The following is a 16640-nucleotide window of genomic DNA, read 5'->3' as shown; positions in this document are numbered from 1 at the left end:
AAAGGAGACCGTCATGCGCCACCCCAACCCCTTGCTGGAAACCCTGCTCCCCGTCCTGCCCGCCATCGCCGCCAACGCGGAGCGGGCGGAACGCGAGCGCACCGTGCCGGCGGAAAACATCGCCCTGCTGAAAGGCATGAGCTTTCACCGCGCCTTCCAACCCAAGAAATACGGCGGTCTGGAGATCAGCCTGCCGGAGTTCGCCGACTGCGTGGCGGCGCTGGCCGGCGCCTGCGCCAGCACCGCCTGGGCCGCCAGCCTGCTGGCCACTCACAGCCACCAGATCGCGCTGTTCTCCGCCCGGCTGCAAGAGGAAGTCTGGGGCGAAGACAGCGACGCCACCGCCAGCAGCAGCATCGCGCCGCTGGGCCGGGCCGAAGCCGCGGACGGCGGTGTGCTGCTCAGCGGCGAAATGGGCTGGAGCAGCGGCTGCGACCACGCCGAATGGGCGATACTGGGCTTCCGCCGCCCGGGCCCGGACGGCGAGCCGCAATACTGCTTCGGCGTAGTGCCGCGCGCCGACTATCAAATCCGCGACGACTGGCACGCCGCCGGCATGCAGGGCAGCGGCACCAAGACGCTGCTGGTGGACAAGGTCTTCGTGCCGGAACACCGGATCGAGGCGGCCAAGGACATGATGGAAGGCCGCTCCTCCGGCTTCGGCCTCTACCCGGACAGCAAGATCTTCTACGCGCCGTACCGGCCCTACTTCGCCAGCGGCTTCGCCGCCATCAGCCTGGGCGTGGCCGAGCGCATGCTGCAAGTGTTCAAGGAGCGCAGCCGCAACCGCATCCGCGCCTACACCGGCGCTCAGGTGGGCGCCGCGCTGCCCGCCTATATGCGGCTGGCCGAATCTACCCACCAGGTGCTGGCCGCGCGCGCCTTGCTGGAAGCCAGCTGGCGCGATCACGCCGAGCACGGCGCGGCCAAGCGCTATCCCACGGCGGAGACGCTGGCCTTCTGGCGCACCAACCAGGCCTACGCGGTGAAGATGTGCATCCAGGCGGTGGACCGCCTGTTCGAATCCATGGGCGGCAATTGCTGGCGGCTGGAAAACGAGGCGCAGCGGCTGTTCCGCGACTCCCACATGACCGGCGCCCACGCCTACACCGACTACGACGTCTGCGCCCAGATCCTCGGCCGTTCGCTGCTGGGCCTGGAGCCGGACCCCAGCATGGTTTGAACCCCGCCTCCTCCCGCTCCCACCCGCGCCGCGCCGGCCCCTGCGCCGGGCGGCCTTGAGGACACGCCATGAACGCACCCGCCCCTGCCCACGACGCGCGCGCGCTGCGCCGCGCGCTCGGCAACTTCGCCACCGGCGTCACCGTCGTCACCGCCTCCGCGCCGGACGGCGAACGCGCCGGCGTCACCGCCAACAGCTTCAACTCCGTCTCGCTGGACCCGCCGCTGGTGCTGTGGAGCCTGGACAAACGCTCCGCCAGCAACGCGGTGTTCGACCAGGCCGGCCACTTCGTCGTCCACGTGCTGGCCGCCGACCAGATCGAACTGTCCAACCGCTTCGCCCGCGCCGCCGCCGACAAATTCGCCGGCCTGACGCCGGAAACCGGCCGCGGCGGCGCGCCGCTGCTCGACGGCTGCGCCGCCCGCTTCCACTGTCGGCTGCACCAGCGGCTGGACGGCGGCGACCACTGGATACTGCTGGGTCTGGTAGAAGCCTTCGACGACGGCGGCGCCGCGCCGCTGCTCTACCACCAGGGCATGTACGCCGCCGCGCTGCCGCGCGGCCGGCCGGAGGCTGCGGAACCGCTGCCCGGCTGGCTGGGCGACAACCTGCTCTATCTGCTGACCCAGGCGCTGCAGGCCTACCAGGCCAGCTACCGGCCGCGCCAGCTCGCCGCCGGCCTGGGCGGCGGCGAAGCGCGGGTGCTGCTGGTGCTGGAACAACAGCCCGGCCTTGACGCCTGCGCGCTGCAACGCGAGGCGGCGCTGCCGCCGGGAGAGCTGGAACTGGCGGAAGCGGAACTGCTGCGCAAGGGCCTGCTGACGCGCGACGCGGACGGCTACCGCCTCAGCGCGGCCGGCCGCGAACAGGCCGCCACGCTATGGCGCGTCGCCCAGCGACAGCAGCAAGACATGCAGGCCGGCCTGGACGCTCAGGATCTGGCCGCCTGCAAGCGCGCGCTGCGCGCCTTGATCCGCCAGACCTGAGCCGCCCCCCTCCCGCGTCCGCGGCGGTCAAGACCCGGGGCCTTCCCGGTCAAGGCCGCCGCGCGCGGCCGCCCTATGCTGGAGCGGCCGCCCATCCTCAGTCGGAGGGCGGCGCGACAACAAGGGAGACACCATGCGCGACTACGACTACATCCTCATCGGAGCCGGCTCCGCCGGCTGCGTGCTGACCCACAGGCTGATAGAAGCCGGCAAGCGCGTGCTGCTGCTGGAAGACGGCCCGCCGGACGACAACCCCTACATCCGCATGCCGGCCGCCTTCATCAAGGTGCTGGGCAGCGAACGCACCGTCACCTACCGCAGCGAACCGCAGCCGGAAGCCGCCGGCAGACGCATCCACGTCCCGCAGGGCCGCACCCTGGGCGGCGGCAGCTCGGTCAACGCCATGGTCTATATCCGCGGCCAGGCCGCCGACTACGACGACTGGGCCGTCCAAGGCTGCGCGGGCTGGGATTGGGCCCAAGTGCTGCCCGCCTTCAAGAAGGCGGAAAGCCATATGCGCCTGTCCGAGCCCTATCACGGCGTGGACGGCCCGCTGACAGTCAGCGACACCCGCTACCGTCATCCGCTGAGCCTGGCCTTCGTCCAGGGCGCGCAGGAAACCGGCCTGGCCTACAACGACGACTTCAACGGCCGCCATCAGGCCGGCGTCGGCTTCTACCACACCACCACCGTCGACGGACAGCGCGGCAGCACCGCGGCCACCTATCTGGCCGCGGTCCGGCAACGGCCCGGTCTGGACCTGCGCACCGGCTGCTACGTGCAGAAAATCCTGTTCGACGGCCATCGCGCCTGTCAGGTGGAATGGCGCGACGCCGGCGGCGTCCAGCGCGCGCGCGCCGCGGCGGAAATCGTGCTCTGCGCCGGCGCGCTGTCCAGCCCCAAGCTGCTGATGCTGTCCGGCGTCGGCCCGGCCGCCCAGCTGCGCGAACACGGCGTCGCCGTGCTGCGCGACGCGCCGGCGGTGGGCGCCAATTACCAGGACCACCTGGAAGTGTCGGTCTACGGCCGGACGCGCGCGCCCATCAGCCTGCTGGGCCAGGACCGCGGCCTGGCCGCGCTGCGCCACGGCCTGCAATGGCAGCTGTTCCGCACCGGCTTGCTCAGCTCCAACGTGGTGGAGTCCGGCGGCTTCGTCGACACCGCCGGCGGCGGCCGGCCGGACATCCAGTTCCACGTGCTGCCCACCCTGGTGGGCGACGTGGACCGCGAACCGCTGCCCGGCCACGGCATTTCCATCAATCCCTGCCTGCTGCGCCCCAAATCGCGCGGCAGCGTCGCGCTGGCCGGCGCCGACCCGGCCGCGCCGCTGCGCTTCGACAGCGGCGCGCTGCGCGAGGCCGAGGACCTCGCCGGCCTGTTGCGCGGCGTCAAGCTGGCGCGCCGCATCCTGCGGGCGCCGTCGATGCGCAGGCTGATCGCCGAGGAGCTGCTGCCCTCGCCGGCCGAGGACGCCGACGACGCGCTGCTGGAACAGCACATTCGCCAGTTCGCCAAAACCGTCTACCACCCGGCCGGCACCTGCCGCATGGGCGGCGACGCCGACGCGGTGGTGGACCCGCGGCTGCGCGTCAACGGCGTGGCCGGCCTGCGCGTCTGCGACGCCTCGGTGATGCCCAACATCGTCTCCGGCAACACCAACGCGCCGGTGGTGATGATCGCCGAGCGCTGCGCGGAGTTCATGCTTTCCGGTCAGTAAGCGCCCCCCGCCTTCGTTTCAAGCTCCTGCGACGGCGGGGATGGAGCCATCCAAGCCGCGCAGCGAAGGGTTAATCCGCTCCGGCGCGGCTTGCCTTCAAATGAAACTCCGTGATCAGCATGCCCAGAATAATCAGCCCCGCCCCCAGTAAATTCAAAGGCGACAAGCGGTCGCCGGCCAAAAAATAAGCAAAAACACCGCCAAACAGCGGTTCCAGCACAATGATCAATGCGATTCGATTGGGCGAGGAAGCCACTTGAGCCCGAGTCTGCACATAAAAACCGACTGCCGTTCCCAAGAGGGCGATAGTAAGAATCGCGGCAATCGTCTCGCTTCGAAAGGGCACCGCAAACTCATTCAAGGCCAATGACTGCAGCAAGGACAAGCCTCCCACGACCGCGACCTGGACAAAGGCGATGTTTAATACCCGCGCTGTTTTGCTGACCTTGGACAAAACAACGATGTGCAAAGCGAAGGAAACCGCACAGAGCACAACCAGCATATCTCCCCAATGAATGGCCAGATTTTTCAAGGTCAGCAAAGCAAGCCCAATCGTCGCCGCGGCTGCGCCTAATAGCTGACGTTTTTCCGGGCGCACCTTTAACAGCCAATAAGCGAACAAGGGGGTAAAGACAACGGCCAAGCCCGTAATAAAACTGGCATTGGAAGCCGTGGTGTAAGCCAAGCCTTTGGTTTGGAAAAAGAAGGCCAGGTATAGCGCGACTCCAGCGGCGACTCCTCCGAAAACATCCTGCCGCGAGAATCGACTCCCTTTTACCCGCGCCACGATCCACATCGCCATCGCGGCAATGAGAAACCGGTAGGCGTTAAACGCCGAGTCGCTTAGATGGTTCAGCGCATCGTGAATAGCGACAAACGACCACCCCCATAAGACAGTGACTAAAATCAGCGCGATTTCCCATCCTTGTCTGTGACGGCGTGGATCAAGCTTACTCATGGATTTTTCTTTCCAACTAAGCGACAACGTGCGGGGGAGACGCGCAATAGGCTATCAACTTGCTCCCTATGGCGAATTTGGGACCGGCGGGCAGCGGTCGTCCGGACTTCATCGCGGGGCGGGAAGCGCAGCGGGATTGCACAAGAATCCCAATCATGCGGCATCTCGATGACGGCCCGGTGAAGAAAGAACGAAGAAGAAGCCAAAGCAGAAACTGAAGACGAGTACGCGCAGAAGCGTGGATCCGCCAAGAAAAACCGGGCGCGAGCGCCCGGCCGTGTCGGCGACAAACCGCCCTCCCGCTACAGCGGCGCCACCAGTTTGAGCCACAAGGCGCTGCCTTCCGGCCGGTTGCGCGCCGCGAACTCCTGCAGCCACCTCAGTTCCAGACCGGCCTTGTCGAACTGGTAGCGCACGGCGGGGCCGACGGCGAAAACCTGGCCGCGAAAGCCGTTGCCCGCCACCGCCCGGCCATACTGGGTGTCGTCCGTGGTCTGCTTGATGAAATAGCCGTTCAAGCCCAGCCGCCAGGCCGGGCCGGCCGCGTAGCTCAGCGAGTAATCGAAGTGGAACTGCTGGCCGGACTGGTAATCGATGTCGCGATTCTTGCCGTTGAAGGTGTAGCTGATCTTGGACGACAGCTCCCAGCCGGACGCCGGCAGATAGGAAAAGGCGAACACCGGCCGCAGCGAATAATGATTGGCCCCCAGGTTCAACATCCGATCGCGCTCGTAGCCGCCGGTGGGCAACACGATGTCGGCCGCCAGCGCCGTGTGCAGCGGCCCGGCGTCGCCCCAGGCCAACACCGGCCCCAGCACCGCGTCGCCCAGGCCGCTGCGGCTGTCGTGCGCGCCGCCGGCGTCCAGGCTCAGGCTGGCCAGCGGCGCCAGCGCGAAACCGCCCAGCCGCCCGCCCCACAGCGTCCGGTCCGACATGTACAGCAAGCGCGGCACCAGCACGTCGGCGCGCAGTTTGAAGCCCGGCACGGCGGCGTTGCCGGCGTCGTCGTTGAAACGGTTGGCCTGGTAATGGGTGTAGTAGAACACGCCGTACCAGCCGGCCGGCGGCAAGGCGCCGGCGAGAAAACCCTCGGCGCCGGCGCCTATGGTGTCCGCGCCGGACTGGGTGGCTTGCGCCGTCGCGCAGGCCAGCGCCGCCGACAGCCCGGCCAGCGCCTTGATCCATTTTTTGTGCATGATATTCCCCGTCATGGAGGGCGACGTCCCATCGCGGCGGGACGCGCAATGAGAATGGCGGCTCAGCGCAGCGCCCGTTCGGCTTCCAGCGCGGCCCCGCGCGGCCTCAGCCGCAGCGGCGCGGTTTCGCGCAGGCCCAGCGACAGCAGCGCCGGCAACAAGGCGCCGACCATGGCGATCCACATCACGATGGACAGGCCGTAGCGATCGGCGGCGAAGCCCGCCACCGTGGGCGCGACGAAACCGCCGGCCAGCTCGCCCACCCCCATGATCATGCCCAGCGCGGTGGCGATGCGCCGCGGCGACACGGTTTCCGCCGGAATCGTGGCCATGAACAGGGTGAAGCAGCCCAAGCCGGTGTAGCTGAGAAAGACCAGCGGCAGCAGCCAGGCCATGCGGTCCACCTCCAACAACACCAGCGGGCAGCAGGCGGCGATCAGGGAAAACGCCACCATCGCCGGCTTGCGGCCGATACGGTCAGAAATCGCCGGCACCAGCGCGCCCCACGCCACCCAGGCGAAGCCCAGGCTGCTCATCACCGCCCCCATCGCCTGCGGACTCATGCCCTTGACCTGGATCAGAAAGGTGGGCGTGAACGAGATCAGGATGATGAACCAGGTGATGTAACTGCAGGCTATCAGCACGCACAGCAGAATGTTGCGCTCGCCCAGCAGCTGGACGAAGCCGCCGCCCCGACCGGCCGACGCCGGCGCGGGCGCCGGCTCGCGCACATGCCGCCACGCCAGCCAGGCGATCAGCAGGCCGGGCAGGCAGGACAGGTAGAAGGCGGCGCGCCAGCCGTAGGATTCGGCCAGCGCCACCAGCAGCGGCGGCCCCAGCACCGCGCCCAGCAAGCCAGGCGCGGAGCCGTTGACGATGCCCATATTGAAACCGCGCCGCGCCGGCGTGGACGCCGCCGCCAGCAGCGACTGGGAAATGGGCAGCACCGGTCCTTCGGCCACGCCCATCAGCGCGCGGAACAACAGCAAGGACAGAAAGCCGGCCACCAGACCGGAGGCGGCGGAAAACAGCGAGAACGCCAGCACCGCCGCCACCAGCATCGGCTTCTTCACGCCGCGCCGGTCCGACCACGCGCCCAGGCCCAGTCCGGACAGCGACCAGGTCAGCGCCAGCGCCGACGCCAGCATGCCCAGGTGCGCGGGGCTCAAGCGCAGCTCGGCCGCCATGAAGGGGAATAAAAAGGACAGCGCCAGCCGGTCGAAAAACACGAAGCCGAAACTCAGCGCCAGGATGGCCAGCAGTTTGTTTTCATAAGAGAGGCGCATGGCGGGCCTCTCTTTCGCAAGCGGCGCGCGCGCGGCCGCCCGTTGATGTGCGCATGATGGTGTCTCCTCATTATTAGGTGGGCGTCCGTCGCGCTCGACAGCGCGGCGAACCCGTCCACTCTAACGATGGGGAGAGCGCGAAATTTGCCTAATGAGGACAGTCTTGTTGTCTGGGAAGGACGCGCGCGGCCAAGGCCTCGGCCCGGGTCTGACTCGGCGTTTCGCCGTAACGGCGTTTGTAACTGCGGCAAAAATGGGCGATGTGGTTGAAGCCCCAGCGGAAAGCCAGCTCACTCACCGATAAATGGCGCAAGGCCGGATCGGCCAGGTCCACGCGGCAGCGTTCCAGCCGGCGGCCCCACAGGTGGCGCGTCACCGACTCGCCCTCCTGCTCGAAGATGCGGGCCAGCTGACGCGCGGACACCCCCACCGCGCGGCTGATGCGCTCGCAATCCAGATCGTCCTCGGCCAGATGCCGCTCGATATAAGCCTTGGCCCGCCACAGGCTGCACAAGGTGGAACGGGAGGCAGGCAGGCCCAGGCGCGCGCTCCACAAGGAATGCAGCCATTCCAGCAACTGGCTGGCCAGATGCCGCCGCGCGGCCTCGCCGCCGCTGAGCAGGCGATGGGCGGCCAAGGCGTCCATGCCGGCGGCGCGCTCGATGCGCACCAGGCCGCGCTCGTTCCACACCCCCACCTGCTCCTGGAACAAGGACCGCGGAATGTCCAGCACCGCCATCGCCATATCGGCCGGAAAGCCGTGGCCGTAAGGGCGGGCGGTATCGTACAGCACCACATCGCCCGGGCCGTGGCGGGCGCACTCCACGCCCTGATGGCTGAAGCCCTGCCCCTGCAGCATCAAACAGGCGAAGATGGAGTCTCGGCCGTCCCGGCTCAGGCTATGCCCGCTGCGCGTCACCGCGTGCTGGTTGGCCCGTATCGTGGCCATGCGCAGCAGGCCGAAATCCCGCCAGTCCAGCGAAGCCTCCAGCCGCTCTTCCGGACGGCGGTCGCACTCCACCCGGACCAATAGGCGGTCCACCTCGCTCAGCCAGAAATCCAGCTTGTCGCCGTCCGCCGCCTGGCGGGTGGAAAGATGAATGTCGCCGGCGTAACGCGTGTCCATGGCGGGCCTCCTCCTGACGGCCGCCCGGCTGGGCGGCGATGGCTGAAACGGCATCGGCAAATCATGGCACAATATTTAATACATTAAAAATCAAAACCGCGGCCGCCTTCCGCGCCGGGCCAGGGGCTGTCTCGCCGCCGCCACAAGCGCGGCGGCTAACCGGCGGCCAGGCTGGAGCCCCGCACCACCAAACGGCCGGTCAGCACCACCTTGCGCGTGGGCCGCTGCGGCTGTTCCAGCCGTTCCAGCAGCATCGCCATCGCCGCGCGGCCGATCTCGTCCACCGGCTGCTCGATCACCGTCAGCCCCGGACCGGCCAGCTCGGTCCAGCTGTCGTTGTCGAAACCGGCCAGCGCCAGCTGGCGCGGCAAGGCCAGGCCCAGCGCGCGCACCGCGCGCATCGCCCCCAGCAGCAGCAGGCCGTTGCTGATCACCAGCGCCCGCGGCGCCTCCGCCTCCGTCAGCCAGGCGGACACCGCCTGCTGCGCCCCCTCGGCCGTGGGCGCGACGAAACGCGCCGGCGCGGCCAGCCCGGCCGCCGCCAGCGCCGCGGCGAAGCCGGCGTGCCGCTCCGCGCCGGTGCTGCTGGTATTGCCGAACAGCCCGCCGATGCGGTCATGGCCCTGCTCGCGCAGATGGCCGACCAACAGGCCGGCGGCGGCGGCGTTGTCCAAGACCACCGCGTCGGCCGCGCCGCCGGGCGCGGCCCGGTCGATCAAGACCACCGGAAACCCCAGCGCCTCCGCGTCCAGCGTCTCCGCCGTGGCGCGGGTGGCGGCGAAGATCACCCCGGTGACGCGCTCCTCCTGCATCAGCCTGAGGTACATCGCCTCCTTGTCCGGGTTCTCGTCGGTGTTGCACAGAATCACCCGCATGCCGGCCTGGTAGGCCACATCCTCCACCGCGCGGCTGACCGCGGTGAAGAAGGGGTTGCGGATATCGGACACGATCAGGCCTATGGTGTCGCTATGCCGCGAGCGCAAGCGCCGCGCGGACAAATTGGGCCGATAACCGGTGGCGGCGATGGCCGCCTCCACCTTGGCCTTCAGCGCCGCGCTCACCGGGCCCTTGGCCAGGGCCCGCGACACGGTGGCCACCGACACGCCGGCCGCCAGCGCCACATCCTTGATGCTGACCGTCATATGAAATCGTTTTCTCTCGCCATGATCGACATTGGGTTTCCCCAAGCATACCCCCAAAGCGTAATTTTACAACACTGGCGCTTGAGACAGCACAAAGATGTAGCGGCAGCGCTACGACTATGTTGACAGTAAAAATGTAATCGTTTTCAATTCACTCAGCGCATGGACGGCCCCGCCCCGCCGCAAAGACAGCTGGCGAGCGCGGACCGATCCGCTATACAGAGCCTGTTCGGAGCCCTGCCCCCGCCGCGCGGCGGAGCCTGAACGGATTCCAAGCACAGCGCTGCCACCTGAACCGACTGAAGAGACCGCCATGCACGACACCGGATCGCCCTCCTCCTTGATCCAGCCCGAACTGATCCGGCTGGGCTGTCAGCCCGCAGACAAAGAGGCGGCCATCCGCCTGGCCGGACAATTGCTGGCCGACGCCGGTTGCATAGAACCCGCCTACATCGACAGCCTGCTGCGGCGCGAGGCGGTGGCCAACACCTTCCTGGGCAACGGCCTGGCCATTCCCCACGGCATGGTGGAGGACCGCCAGCTGATCCGCCGCACCGGCATCGCCATCGTGCAGATTCCGGACGGCCTGGAATGGAACCCCGGCCAGCGCACCCGGCTGTTGTTCGCCATCGCCGCCCAGTCCGACGAACACATCACCCTGCTGCGCCGGCTGACCCGGCTGCTACAGGACGAGGCCCGGCTCGAACAATTGTTCAGCGCCCGGGAGCCGGCCCAGGTGCTGGCCCTGCTGGAAGACGCGCCTGCGGCCGCGGCCGGCGACGCCGCCGCCGATCTGGCCGAGCGCGCGCAATGGATAGTCGATTACCCCAACGGCCTGCACGCGCGCCCGGCCGCGCAATGGGTGGAGGCCGCGCGCCGCCACGCCGCCCAGCTGCAAGTGCGTCACGGCCAGGACGCCGCCGACGCCAAAAACCTGATCAGCCTGCTGCAACTGGGCTTGCGCCACGGCGACACCGTCACCGTGTCCGCCCAGGGACCGGACGCCGCCGCCGCGCTGGCCGGCCTGCTGGCCGCGATGCGCGACGCCTCGGCGCAGGAACAGACCGACGCCGCGCTGGCCGCGCAAAAAGCGCAGCTGCTGGCGGCGCAACAGGGCTGGATTCCGCCCGGCCATCCGCTGTCCATCGCCGGCGTCGCCGCCAGCCCCGGCCTCGCCATCGGCCATGTGCGCGTGCTGCACGCCGGCCAGCTGAAAGTACCGGACCGTCCGGTGGCGCTGGGCGAAGGCGGCGACCGCCTGCACGCGGCGCTGAACGCCACCCGCGCCGAACTGAACGAACTGGCCGCGGCCACCGCCAGCCGGCTGGGCAAGGCCGAGGCCGGCATTTTCCAGGCCCAGGCCGAACTGCTGTCCGACACCGATCTGATCACCCTGACCTGCCAGTTGATGGTGGGCGGCCACGGCGTGGAGTGGGCCTGGCACCAGGCGGTGGAACGGATGGCGGAACGGCTGGCCGCGCTGGGCAATCCGCTGCTGGCGGCGCGCGCCGCCGATCTGCGCGACGTGGGCCGCCGCGTGCTGCGCCAGCTGGACCCGGCGCTGAACAGCGCCACCCTGGCCGACATCGACGGCGACGACTGCATTCTGCTGGCCGCCGACCTCACCCCGTCCGACACCGCCACCCTGGACACCGGCCGCATCCGCGCGCTGGCCACCGCCCAGGGCGGCCCCACCTCGCACACCGCCATCCTGGCGCGCACCCTGGGCCTGCCGGCGCTGGTGGCCGGCGGCCCTGCGCTGCTGGACATCGCCGACGGCACCCCGGCCATCCTGGACGGCATCGGCGGCCGGCTCTACCTGAACCCCGGCGAGCAGGATCTGGCCTCGGCCCGCGACTGGCTGCAGGCCCAGCAGCGCACCCAGCAGCAGCAGGCGGAACAGCGGCAGCGCCCGGCGGTGACCCCGGACGGCCACCGCGTGGAAATCGCCGCCAACATCAACCGCCCGGACCAGGTGGCCGCCGCGCTGGACGCCGGCGCCGAGGGCGTGGGCCTGATGCGCACCGAATTCCTGTTCCTGGAGCGCGAGCAGGCGCCCAGCGAGGACGAGCAGTTCCACACCTACAGCGCCATGCTGGACGCGCTGGACGGCCGGCCGCTGATCGTGCGCGCGCTGGACATAGGTGGCGACAAGCAGGTGGATTATCTGAAGCTGCCGGCAGAGGAAAACCCCTTCCTAGGCATGCGCGGCTCGCGCCTGCTGCTGCGCCGCCGCGACCTGCTGGAGCCGCAGCTGCGCGCGCTCTACCGCGCCGCCCGCGGCGGCCAGCCGCTGTCCATCATGTTCCCGATGATCACCTCGCTGAAGGAAATCACCCGGCTCAAGGGCTGGTGCGAAGGCCTGCGCCGCGAACTGGACGCGCCGGCGGTGCCTCTGGGCATCATGGTGGAAGTGCCGGCCGCGGCGCTGCTGGCCGACCAGCTGGCCGAATACGTGGACTTCTTCTCCATCGGCACCAACGACCTGACCCAGTACACGCTGGCGATGGACCGCCAGCACCCGGAGCTGGCGGCCGAGGCCGACAGCCTGCACCCGGCCGTGCTGCGGCTGATCCAGCACACCGTGGCCGGCGCCGCCCGTCATCAACGCTGGGTGGGCGTGTGCGGCGGCATCGCCGGCGACCCTTTCGGCGCCGCGCTGCTGACCGGCCTGGGCGTGGCCGAGCTGTCGATGAGCCCGCGCGACGTGGCCGCGGTCAAGGCCAAGCTGTGCGCCAACGGCCAAGACCGGCTGCGCGAGCTGGCGCAGCAGGCGCTGGCCTGCGACAGCGCCGACGAAGTGCGCATGCTGGCGCGGGAGCTGACATGAGCGCGCGCGTCCACACCGTCACCCTGAATCCGGCGCTGGACCAGACCATCGCCCTGGCCCGGCTGACGCCCGGCGCGGTCAACCTGGCGCAAAGCGCCAGCAGCAACGCCGGCGGCAAGGGCGTCAACGTGGCCAGCTGCCTGGCGGACTGGGGCGCACCGGTCGACGTCTGCGGCCTGCTGGGCCGCAACAACAGCGAGGCCTTCGAACAGCTGTTCCTGGACAAGCGCATCGCCGATCACATGCTGCGCCTGCCCGGCGACACCCGGGTCAACATCAAGCTGGCCGACCTTTCCAGCGGCGACACCACCGACGTCAACCTGCCCGGCATCGCCGCCAGCGAAGCCCAGCTGGAGCAAGTGGGCGCCGAACTGGCCGCCCGGCTGCGCCCCGGCGACATCGTGGCGCTGTGCGGCAGCCTGCCGCCCGGCCTGCCCGCCGACAGCTATCTGCGGCTGTGCCGGCTGCTGCGGCCGCTGGGCGCGCGGCTGCTGCTGGACAGCAGCGGGGAGGCGCTGAGCCAGGCGCTGGACGGCGACGCGCCGCCGCACTGCGTCAAACCCAACCGTCACGAACTGGAGCTCTGGGCCGGCCGCGCGCTGCCCGACACCGCCGCGGTGCTGGCTTGCGCGCGCGGGCTGCTGCAGCGCGGCGTGGAACAGGTGGTGGTGTCGCTGGGTGCGGACGGCGCCTTGTTCGCCGTCCGCGACCGCGCGCTGCTGGCTTCCTTGCCGGCGCAACAGCCGCTGAGCACCGTGGGCGCCGGCGACGCGCTGGTGGCCGGCCTGGCCGCGGCGCGGCTGGACGGGCTGGACCTCGAGGCCGAAGCCCGGCTGGCGGTGGCCTTCGCCGCCGCCAAGCTGGCGCGCGTCGGCCCGCACCTGCCGCCGCCGGAACAGGTGCGCGCCCTGGCGGCGCAAGTCCGACTGCAGAGCCTGGACTAAACGCCGGTTTTCGATCCGCCGCGCATCGGCGGACGAGCCGCGGCCAGACCATCCGGCATCAGGGACTTTGCCTGCGGCTCCAAACCAAAAACACAAGGGAAACAACGCCATGAACCTACTTGCCATCATCGACGCCGGCGAGCGCAGCACCCAGGGCCGGCTGGCCGCGGAAGCGCTGCGCCAGGCCGCCCAAGGGCTCGGGCACTCTCTGAGCCTGGAACTGGACCGCGCGCCGCCGCTGGCCGCGGCCGAACTCGCCGCCGCCCAGGCCGCGCTGTTGATCGGCGTCGCCGCCGATCCGCGCCTGAACGGCCTGCCGGCGCTCAGCCTGAGCCTGGACCAGGCCTTGGCCGACCCGGCCGACGCCGTCCGCCGGGCCGCGGCGCTGAGCGCCCCGGCAGGCAAGGCGCTGCGCATCGTCGCCGTCACCTCCTGCCCCACCGGCATCGCCCACACCTTCATGGCGGCGGAAGGGCTTAGCCAGGCCGCTCAGGCGCTGGGCCACGCCATCCGCGTGGAAACCCAGGGCTCGGTGGGCGCGCAGAGCGCGCTCAGCGCTGGCGAGATCGCCGAGGCCGACCTGGTGCTGATCGCCGCCGACACCCAGGTGGAGTTGAGCCGCTTCCACGGCAAGCGCCTGTTTCAAAGCGGCACCAAGGCCGCCATCAACGACGGCCAGGCGCTGCTGCGCCGCGCCATCGCCGAAGCCGCACCCCATCAGCCGGAAGCGGCCGACGCCGCGCCGGAAAAAGCGGCCAGCGAGCGCAGCGGCCCGTACAAGCACCTGATGACCGGCGTCTCCTTCATGCTGCCCTTCGTCACCGCCGGCGGCATCATGATCGCGCTGGCCTTCGCGCTGGGCGGCATCTACGCCTTCGACGACGCCAACAAGGGCACCCTGGCCTGGGCGCTGTTCCAGATCGGCGCCAAATCCGCCTTCGCGCTGATGGTGCCCATCCTCGCCGGCTACATCGCCTACTCCATCGCCAACCGTCCCGGCATCGCGCCCGGCATGGTGGGCGGCATGCTGGCCGCCAGCCTGGGCTCCGGCTTTCTCGGCGGCATCATCGCCGGCTTCATCGCCGGCTACGGCACCGATTGGCTGAATCGCAAGATCCAGCTGGGCCGCAACCTGGACGGCCTCAAGCCGGTGCTGATCCTGCCGGTGCTGGGCTCGCTGCTGGTGGGCCTGCTGATGATCTACGTGATCGGCGGCCCGGTGGCCGCCTTGCTGGGCATGCTGACCGAGGCGCTGAAGAGCCTGCAGGGCAGCAGCGCGCTGGTCTTGGGCGCCATCATAGGCGCGATGATGGCCTTCGACATGGGCGGCCCGGTCAACAAGGCCGCCTACGCCTTCTCCACCGGCCTGATCGCCAGCCAGGTCTATACGCCGATGGCCGCGGCGATGGCCGCCGGCATGACGCCGCCGCTGGGCATCGCGCTGGCCACCAAGCTGTTCGCCGACCGCTTCAGCGCCGACGAGCGCGAGGCGGGCAAGGCCGCCGGCGTGCTGGGCCTGGCCTTCATCAGCGAAGGCGCCATTCCCTTCGCCGCGCGCGACCCGCTGCGGGTGATCCCGGCGCTGATGCTGGGCTCCGCGGTGGCCGGCGCCATCTCCATGCTGGCCGGGGCGGAACTGAAGGTGCCGCACGGCGGCGTCTTCGTGCTGCCCATCCCCAACGCCGTCAGCCACCTGGGCTTCTACCTGCTGGCGCTGCTGGCCGGCACCGTGATCACCGCGATCGCGCTGCGCGCCTTGAAAAAGCCCGCCCAGGCCGCAGCGGCCTGAGCCGGGCGCCCAAGCAAAAGCCCCTCCCCGCCGTAAGCGGGAGGGGCTTTTCTACGCGGGCTTCAAGACCGCGGCGCCGCGAAGCGTAAATCTCCTCAGAGTCGCAAGCCCACCCCCAACTGCGGCCGCGCCAGCCCGGCCAAGGCCATCTGCACCGAGGCCGAGGCGCGCTCGAACGCCTGATCGATGCGCAGCTCGTCCCCCGGCCCCGCCATCTGCAAATCCGCCTTCAACATCTTGCCGATGCCGGACAGGGTCTCCGTCACCTCCGCGCCGCGCTCGTTGAAACGCTCCAGCAGCTTGTGCAGGGGGTAATGCTTCCTGGCCACCGCCGAATCCTTGCCGGCCAGGTAGTTGCGGCCCACCGTCTCCGCCAGCGAGCAGCCTTCGCGCTTGAACAGGTAATCGATGTCGTTGAAGCGCTCCGCCTCGAACGCCTCGCCGAACTTGGCGCGGCCAAAATCGATGGCCTTCAGAAACACCGCGCCGTCCTCCTTGCGTTCGTGCACCAGCAGGTTCTGCATGTGCAGATCGCGGTGGGACAGCTGATGGCAGTAGAAAGTCCTGGCCATGTCCACCAATTGCGCCGCCACGCTGCGGGCCTGGTCCAGCGACAACAGCGGCAGGCCGACGTCCAGTTCGCGGCTGACGATGACCGCAGGGTCGTACTGCTCGACCCGGGCGTAGGCGAACTTGTCGCTGACGCCCGGCGGCGCGGCGATCTGCTGCTGGGTGGACAGATAATCCCGCAGCGCCGGGCGGGATTCGGCGTACGCCTCCAGCTGGCCTTCGCGGACGAAATCCGCCCGCCCCACCTCGTCCCGCGCCTGCAACACCCCGGTATCGGCGTGAAAGCGCTTGTGCACCCCGCCGGAAGCGAAATCGCCGTCCAGCAGATACATCAGCCCCGGCGAAACGTCCATCCGGTAATCCGCCAGCGACGCCGCCTGCGCCTGCGCCTGTTCGGCGCCCAGCGGCGCGCCCAGGCGCGCCAGAATCACCTCCCGCCCCTCCGGCGACAAGCGCTCCGTTTTCAGCGGCTGGCCGTTGATGCAATAACTGATCTTGCCGCCGCCCTGCTCCGGCGCCACCGCAACCGTGAACAAGGTCCGGTTGCTGGGCGTGGCCAGCTGCGCCAAGCGATTGAAAATATCGAAGGAGCGCGCCGGCGACTGGCTGTCCACCAGCTTGAACAGCGTGTTCAAGGCATCCTGTTTTTTCTCGGCGCGGAACACGTCCTTGAACTTGTCCCACAAGCCCATGTGCGTGGCCGTCTGCCGGTCTCCGCTCATCATGCGGGCCACGCGCTCGTTGCTGAGGGAAAACGCCGGACCGCCGGCGCTGAAACTAATGGAAGAAGACATCGCGGCTTACCTGAATAGTGCGTATGGACTCCGCCGCGCCCTGTAAACGGGGCGGCCCTTGCAGCCATTCTCGGCAAGGCGGCGTCCGGGCGCTTGCAAAAACCGCCCGGCTTGCCGCT

Annotated in this window: 12 protein-coding genes; 6 read left to right on the top strand and 6 right to left on the bottom strand. The window is 69.3% G+C overall.

Features of this window, described 5'->3' with window-relative positions:
* The first annotated feature begins 13 nt into the window (after window positions 1–13).
* From VK98_RS03105 to VK98_RS03095, 3 genes are all read left to right on the top strand, one after another.
* Window positions 14–1183, top strand: coding sequence for a p-hydroxyphenylacetate 3-hydroxylase oxygenase component (locus VK98_RS03105; protein WP_048412648.1), 1170 nt, complete (start codon window positions 14–16; stop codon window positions 1181–1183).
* 68 nt (window positions 1184–1251) lie between these two features.
* On the top strand, window positions 1252–2169 hold the full coding sequence (locus VK98_RS03100) for a p-hydroxyphenylacetate 3-hydroxylase reductase component (RefSeq protein ID WP_048412647.1): 918 nt from the start codon (window positions 1252–1254) through the stop codon (window positions 2167–2169).
* A gap of 133 nt (window positions 2170–2302) precedes the next feature.
* Complete coding sequence (locus VK98_RS03095; protein WP_048412646.1) at window positions 2303–3886, top strand: GMC family oxidoreductase; 1584 nt, start codon at window positions 2303–2305, stop codon at window positions 3884–3886.
* Between the two features lie 70 nt (window positions 3887–3956).
* Here VK98_RS03095 and VK98_RS03090 read toward each other — a convergent pair whose 3' ends face one another.
* The 5 genes from VK98_RS03090 to VK98_RS03070 all read right to left on the bottom strand — a co-directional run bounded on the left by VK98_RS03090 (window position 3957) and on the right by VK98_RS03070 (window position 9594).
* Window positions 3957–4844: a DMT family transporter gene (locus tag VK98_RS03090; RefSeq protein WP_048412645.1), complete on the bottom strand. Its 888-nt coding sequence runs from the start codon at window positions 4842–4844 to the stop codon at window positions 3957–3959.
* 302 nt (window positions 4845–5146) lie between these two features.
* A complete protein-coding gene (locus tag VK98_RS03085; protein WP_048412644.1) occupies window positions 5147–6040 on the bottom strand; it encodes a transporter in 894 nt (297 codons plus the stop codon).
* 62 nt (window positions 6041–6102) lie between these two features.
* Window positions 6103–7326 carry an MFS transporter gene (locus tag VK98_RS03080; protein WP_048412643.1) on the bottom strand — a complete coding sequence of 408 codons (1224 nt, stop codon included), beginning with the start codon at window positions 7324–7326 and terminating at the stop codon, window positions 6103–6105.
* 148 nt (window positions 7327–7474) lie between these two features.
* Window positions 7475–8452, bottom strand: a complete 978-nt coding sequence (locus VK98_RS03075) for a helix-turn-helix domain-containing protein (protein WP_048412642.1) — start codon at window positions 8450–8452, stop codon at window positions 7475–7477.
* 155 nt (window positions 8453–8607) lie between these two features.
* A complete protein-coding gene (locus VK98_RS03070) occupies window positions 8608–9594 on the bottom strand; it encodes a LacI family DNA-binding transcriptional regulator (protein WP_048412641.1) in 987 nt (328 codons plus the stop codon).
* A gap of 313 nt (window positions 9595–9907) precedes the next feature.
* On the opposite strand from VK98_RS03070, the gene ptsP reads away from it, so the two are divergent.
* From ptsP to VK98_RS03055, 3 genes are all read left to right on the top strand, one after another.
* Window positions 9908–12424 carry a phosphoenolpyruvate--protein phosphotransferase gene (gene ptsP, locus VK98_RS03065; protein WP_048412640.1) on the top strand — a complete coding sequence of 839 codons (2517 nt, stop codon included), beginning with the start codon at window positions 9908–9910 and terminating at the stop codon, window positions 12422–12424.
* Window positions 12421–13368 (top strand): 1-phosphofructokinase, encoded by a 948-nt coding sequence (gene pfkB / locus VK98_RS03060; RefSeq protein WP_048412639.1) that lies wholly within the window; start codon window positions 12421–12423, stop codon window positions 13366–13368. The genes ptsP and pfkB overlap by 4 nt, the downstream gene beginning before the upstream one ends.
* A 109-nt stretch (window positions 13369–13477) precedes the next feature.
* Window positions 13478–15157 carry a PTS fructose transporter subunit IIC gene (locus tag VK98_RS03055; RefSeq protein ID WP_048412638.1) on the top strand — a complete coding sequence of 560 codons (1680 nt, stop codon included), beginning with the start codon at window positions 13478–13480 and terminating at the stop codon, window positions 15155–15157.
* A 95-nt stretch (window positions 15158–15252) separates the two neighbouring features.
* Here VK98_RS03055 and VK98_RS03050 read toward each other — a convergent pair whose 3' ends face one another.
* Complete coding sequence (locus VK98_RS03050) at window positions 15253–16521, bottom strand: hypothetical protein (protein ID WP_048412637.1); 1269 nt, start codon at window positions 16519–16521, stop codon at window positions 15253–15255.
* Window positions 16522–16640 lie beyond the last annotated feature (119 nt).

This window comes from Chromobacterium sp. LK11, from assembly GCF_001043705.1.
GTDB classification, from domain to species: Bacteria; Pseudomonadota; Gammaproteobacteria; order Burkholderiales; family Chromobacteriaceae; genus Chromobacterium; species Chromobacterium alkanivorans.
This window is presented reverse-complemented; position numbering and strand designations above follow the sequence as displayed.

What these genes read in the sequence shown, in the direction of transcription:
- VK98_RS03105 (WP_048412648.1), top strand. Translation starts at nt 14, where the DNA reads ATGCGCCACCCCAACCCCTTGCTGGAAACCCTGCTCCCCGTCCTGCCC.
- VK98_RS03100 (WP_048412647.1), top strand. Translation starts at nt 1,252, where the DNA reads ATGAACGCACCCGCCCCTGCCCACGACGCGCGCGCGCTGCGCCGCGCG.
- VK98_RS03095 (WP_048412646.1), top strand. Translation starts at nt 2,303, where the DNA reads ATGCGCGACTACGACTACATCCTCATCGGAGCCGGCTCCGCCGGCTGC.
- VK98_RS03090 (WP_048412645.1), bottom strand. Translation starts at nt 4,844, where the DNA reads ATGAGTAAGCTTGATCCACGCCGTCACAGACAAGGATGGGAAATCGCG.
- VK98_RS03085 (WP_048412644.1), bottom strand. Translation starts at nt 6,040, where the DNA reads ATGCACAAAAAATGGATCAAGGCGCTGGCCGGGCTGTCGGCGGCGCTG.
- VK98_RS03080 (WP_048412643.1), bottom strand. Translation starts at nt 7,326, where the DNA reads ATGCGCCTCTCTTATGAAAACAAACTGCTGGCCATCCTGGCGCTGAGT.
- VK98_RS03075 (WP_048412642.1), bottom strand. Translation starts at nt 8,452, where the DNA reads ATGGACACGCGTTACGCCGGCGACATTCATCTTTCCACCCGCCAGGCG.
- VK98_RS03070 (WP_048412641.1), bottom strand. Translation starts at nt 9,594, where the DNA reads ATGACGGTCAGCATCAAGGATGTGGCGCTGGCGGCCGGCGTGTCGGTG.
- ptsP (WP_048412640.1), top strand. Translation starts at nt 9,908, where the DNA reads ATGCACGACACCGGATCGCCCTCCTCCTTGATCCAGCCCGAACTGATC.
- pfkB (WP_048412639.1), top strand. Translation starts at nt 12,421, where the DNA reads ATGAGCGCGCGCGTCCACACCGTCACCCTGAATCCGGCGCTGGACCAG.
- VK98_RS03055 (WP_048412638.1), top strand. Translation starts at nt 13,478, where the DNA reads ATGAACCTACTTGCCATCATCGACGCCGGCGAGCGCAGCACCCAGGGC.
- VK98_RS03050 (WP_048412637.1), bottom strand. Translation starts at nt 16,521, where the DNA reads ATGTCTTCTTCCATTAGTTTCAGCGCCGGCGGTCCGGCGTTTTCCCTC.